Annotated in this window: 5 protein-coding genes and 1 pseudogene; 2 read left to right on the top strand and 4 right to left on the bottom strand. The window is 72.9% G+C overall.

Features of this window, described 5'->3' with window-relative positions; genetic code table 11:
- The 4 genes and pseudogenes from AOJ26_RS44810 to AOJ26_RS40735 all read right to left on the bottom strand — a co-directional run.
- Positions 1–195, bottom strand: a pseudogene (locus AOJ26_RS44810) (hypothetical protein); the annotation flags it as partial.
- Between the two features lie 82 nt (positions 196–277).
- On the bottom strand, positions 278–1078 hold the full coding sequence (locus AOJ26_RS40745; RefSeq protein ID WP_053853361.1) for an SAM-dependent methyltransferase: 801 nt from the start codon (positions 1076–1078) through the stop codon (positions 278–280).
- A gap of 60 nt (positions 1079–1138) precedes the next feature.
- Positions 1139–2002, bottom strand: a complete 864-nt coding sequence (locus AOJ26_RS40740) for a helix-turn-helix domain-containing protein (protein ID WP_053853360.1) — start codon at positions 2000–2002, stop codon at positions 1139–1141.
- 177 nt (positions 2003–2179) lie between these two features.
- The gene (locus AOJ26_RS40735) at positions 2180–3004 is read right to left on the bottom strand and encodes a helix-turn-helix domain-containing protein (RefSeq protein WP_053853359.1); all 825 of its coding nucleotides are present in this window, start codon (positions 3002–3004) and stop codon (positions 2180–2182) included.
- 200 nt (positions 3005–3204) lie between these two features.
- On the opposite strand from AOJ26_RS40735, the gene AOJ26_RS40730 reads away from it, so the two are divergent.
- On the top strand, positions 3205–3510 hold the full coding sequence (locus tag AOJ26_RS40730; RefSeq protein WP_053853358.1) for a 4a-hydroxytetrahydrobiopterin dehydratase: 306 nt from the start codon (positions 3205–3207) through the stop codon (positions 3508–3510).
- Positions 3511–3514: 4 nt separating this feature from the next.
- Positions 3515–3851 (top strand): class I SAM-dependent methyltransferase (locus tag AOJ26_RS40725; RefSeq protein ID WP_159044531.1); only part of this gene is annotated, 337 nt, incomplete at its 3' end.

Here is a 3851-nt window from a genome sequence, read left to right as displayed (position 1 = left end):
CGGCGGCCGCCGGTCCGGTGCGTCACCGCGGCTGACGGGTCGTGCCTCCGGCGGTCGCGGTGGAAGGCGTCCGCCTCGCGATTGCCGGCCGGCCCGGGGCCGTACGTCGGGGGAGGCCGTGCCGGGCCGGAAGAACCGCCCGGCCCGCGGCAGCGCCGCGCCCGGCTTCCCCGGCGGTGTCTCCGTGTCGGTCACGTGCGCTCCCTTGCTTGCCCGCGGCTCGCTTCGAACCTAGGGCGGGGCGCGGGAGCGCACCCGTTCACGGCACCCGTACGGGTCAGACCTTGCGGGCGACCCCGGAGTACACCGGCACGATGCCCTCGGCCTGGGCCGCCACGTCCTCGGGACCCGGACGCCAGCCCGACACCGGGATCACCCCGGGGCCGAGCAGCTCCAGACCGTCGAAGAAACGGGAGAACTCGGCGAGCGAACGGGGGAAGAAGGGCGTGCCGCTGCGACGGAACTGCTCCGCGGCCTTCTCGATGGCCGCGGGGCTCAGATCGGGCGTGACCTGGGAGAGGATCAGGTAACTGCCCGGGGCGAGCTCGGCGACGTACCGCTGGAGCAGCTCGTACGCGTCGTCGTCCAGGTAGTGGGTGAGCGCCACCAGGGACAGCGCGATCGGCTGCGAGAAGTCCAGGGTCTCGGCGGCCAGCCGCAGAATGGTGTCCGGGTCGCGGACGTCGGCGTGGACGTAGTTCGTGGCGCCCTCGGGGGTGCTGTGCAGCAGGGCCTGCGCGTGCCTGAGGACGATCGGGTCGTTGTCCGCGTACACGACCTTCGACTCGGGGGCGACCTCCTGTGCCACCTGGTGCAGATTCGGCTCGGTGGGGATGCCGGTGCCGATGTCGAGGAACTGGCGGATGCCGGCCTCGGCGGCCGTCCGCACCGCCCGGTGCATGAAGCGCCGGTTGGCGCGCGCCCCGCGCACCACCGTGCCGTCCACGGCGAGGATCCGCCGGGCCAGCTCCTCGTCCACCGGATAGTTGTCCTTGCCGCCCAGCCACCAGTCGTACACCCGGGCGGGGTGGGGCCGGCTGGTGTCGACGGCGGGGGCCGCCGCGTCGGATCCGGTCATGCGGTGTCATCTCCCCTGTGACGTGGTCGTGGTGCCCTGGCGGGTCGTCGTGCGGCCCGCTCAGAAGTCCTCGCGGCGCTCCCGCAGCAGCTTCTTGGTGCGCTCGGCCGACGCGGCCCGCGCCGACATGTGGTCCAGGACCTCCAGGTGCGTGGCGACCTCCTGGCGGGAGTCGAGGTACAGCGCACCGGTCAGGTACTCGGTGAAGACCAGGTCGGGCAGCTCCGGCTCGGTGAAGCGGAAGAGCGAGAAGGGCGCGTACGTCCCCGGGTGCGGCCCTTCCTCGAACTCGCACACCTGGAGCGTGACCCGGTCCCGCTCGGCGAACTCCAGCAGTTTGTCGAGCTGTTCGCGCATCACCTCGGAGCGGATGCTGACCGGGCGGCGCAGCACCGTCTCGTCCATGATCGCCCACAGGTGGGGGGCGTTCGGGCGCTCCAGGAGCTGCTGCCGGGCCATCCGCAGCGACACGTGCCGCTCCAGTGCCTCGGAACCCGCCTGCCCGATCGTCCCCGCCTCCATCACGGCACGCGCGTACGCCTCGGTCTGGAGGAGTCCGGGCACGAAGTGCGGCTCGTAGGAGCGGATGATCCCGGCCGCGCCCTCCAGGCTCACGTACAGGCTGAACCACTCGGGCAGCACGTCGTGGAACCGCTGCCACCACCCCGGCCTGTTCGCCTCCTCGGCCAACTGGACGAAGGCCTCGACCTGGTCCCCGGGCACCCCGTACGTCTCCAGGAGCACCTGGACGTAGGGGATCTTCAGGGCGACCTCGGCCATCTCCATCCGGCGCACGGTGGCGGGGGCCACCCGCAGTACCTGCGCGGCCTCCTCACGCTTGAGGCCGGCCGCCTCCCGCAGTTCCTGGAGCCGTCTGCCGAGCACCACCTGGCCCACGGTCGGCGCAGGTCGCCGCTCACTCACGCCACGCCTCCCCTACGCGTCGAAGCTTGCGTGCAGTGTGCCATGTTCCGCTGCCGGTCTCACCGGTCACGACCGTTTCCCTCCTTACCTCCCACGTCATCGACGGGAGGCCGGGCGACCGGGATCGTGGTGGTCACGGGTTCCGGGCCGGCGCACTCCGGCCCGGGACCCGCCCCTTCAGGGCAGCAGCGAGTGCAGGTACTTGACCGTCGCCGGGTCTGCCGGGAGGAACGTCTCGATGGCCAGCTCGGCGACGGTCACGTCCATGGGCGTGTTGAAGGTGGACGTGGACGACACGAACGACAGCGTCCGCCCCTCGTGCTCGATCCGCATCGGCAGCGCGAAGTACGGCGCGGGGTCCGCCTGTTCGGAACCGTCCACGGACCCGCTCTCGGGCACGGGGTACGCGGCCACCTCCTCGTACAGCTCCCGCAGCGGCTCCGAGCGGCGCAGCGCGATCTGCCGCCGCATCTGTTCCAGCAGATGGCCGCGCCACTCCCGCAGGTTGCGGATGCGCGGGGCGAGGCCCTGCGGGTGCAGGGTCAGACGCATGGTGTTGAGCGGGGGCCGGAGCAGGGACTCCGGGACGCCGTCGAGGAGCATCATGATGCCCCGGTTCGCGGCCACGACGTGGTACCCGGCGTCGAACACCAGCGCCGGGTAGGGCTCGTAGCCCTGGATGAGCCGCTCGATCCCCTCCCGCACGGCGCCCAGGGCCGGATCGTCCAGCGGGGTCTCGGGGAAGCGCGGGGCGTAACCGGCCGCGAGCAGCAGGGCGTTGCGCTCCCGCACCGGGACCTCCAGGTGCTCGGCGAGCCGGAGCACCATCTCCTCGCTCGGGCGGGAGCGGCCCGTCTCGACGAAGCTGATGTGCCGGGCGCTGGAGTCCGCCCGCAGCGCCAACTCCAGCTGGCTGACCCGCCGTTGCTCCCGCCAGGCGCGCAGCAGCGGACCGACGCCGTGACCGGAAGGGGTGGCAGCGGGGGAGGAGAGCGTGGTCATACCGCGACGGTAGTCGAGAAACGGGTGGACGAGCGGGGCCCACGACCGGTGGCCCCGGCAGGCCGGATCACCGCGCTCCCCGATGCCTGGCCGCGGCGGGTGCCCCCGGCCGGCCACCGGGCACCCTCCTGACCAGGGCCGCGGCGGCACAGGTGTGGGACGCTGAGGACACCGACCCCCCCCCAGGAAGGAGCGAGGCCATGCCCGTCGAACCCCTGTCGCAGAAGGAGATCGAGGACCGGCTCGCGGAGCTGCCGGGCTGGTCCGTCGACGACGGCCGCCTCACCCGCTCGTACCGCCTCGGCACCCACTTCGCGGCCACGGCGATGGTCGTGCACATCGCCCAGGTCCAGGAGGAGCTCGACCACCACTCCGACCTCACCCTCGGCTACGACACGGTCGTGCTGTCCGTGCACACGCACAGCGCGGGCGGCGCCCTCACCGAGAAGGACTTCGGGCTCGCCCAGCGGGTGGAGGCGCTCGCCGCCGGTCACGGGGCCCAGTGAGCCGGTGCTCGACTACGACAAGGAGGCCGACGCCTACGACGCCACCCGCGGCGGCGAACCCAGGGCCGCCGCGGCCGCCGACGCCGTGCTCGGCCTGATCCCGCCGGACACCCGCCGCCTGCTCGACGTGGCCTGCGGCACCGGGATCGTCACCCGCAGGCTCGCCGCAGCCCGGCCCGCGACCCGGGTCACCGGCGCCGACCTGACGTACGGCATGGCCCGTACGGCCGCCGTACGGCTGCCCGGCGCGGTCGTGCTCGCCGACAGCCGGGCGCTGCCGTTCCCCGACGGGGTGTTCGACGCCGTCACCAGTGTGTGGCTGCTGCACCTCCTCGACCGGC

Source organism: Streptomyces sp. NRRL B-24085 (genome assembly GCF_001282115.1).
GTDB lineage: Bacteria > Actinomycetota > Actinomycetes > Streptomycetales > Streptomycetaceae > Streptomyces.
The sequence above is the reverse complement of the archived record's forward strand: the minus strand, read 5'-3'. Positions and strand labels throughout refer to the sequence as shown.

Excerpts from the sequence above, each read along its gene's own strand:
- AOJ26_RS40730 (WP_053853358.1), top strand. The coding sequence starts at position 3,205 with ATGCCCGTCGAACCCCTGTCGCAGAAGGAGATCGAGGACCGGCTCGCG.
- AOJ26_RS40735 (WP_053853359.1), bottom strand. The coding sequence starts at position 3,004 with ATGACCACGCTCTCCTCCCCCGCTGCCACCCCTTCCGGTCACGGCGTC.
- AOJ26_RS40745 (WP_053853361.1), bottom strand. The coding sequence starts at position 1,078 with ATGACCGGATCCGACGCGGCGGCCCCCGCCGTCGACACCAGCCGGCCC.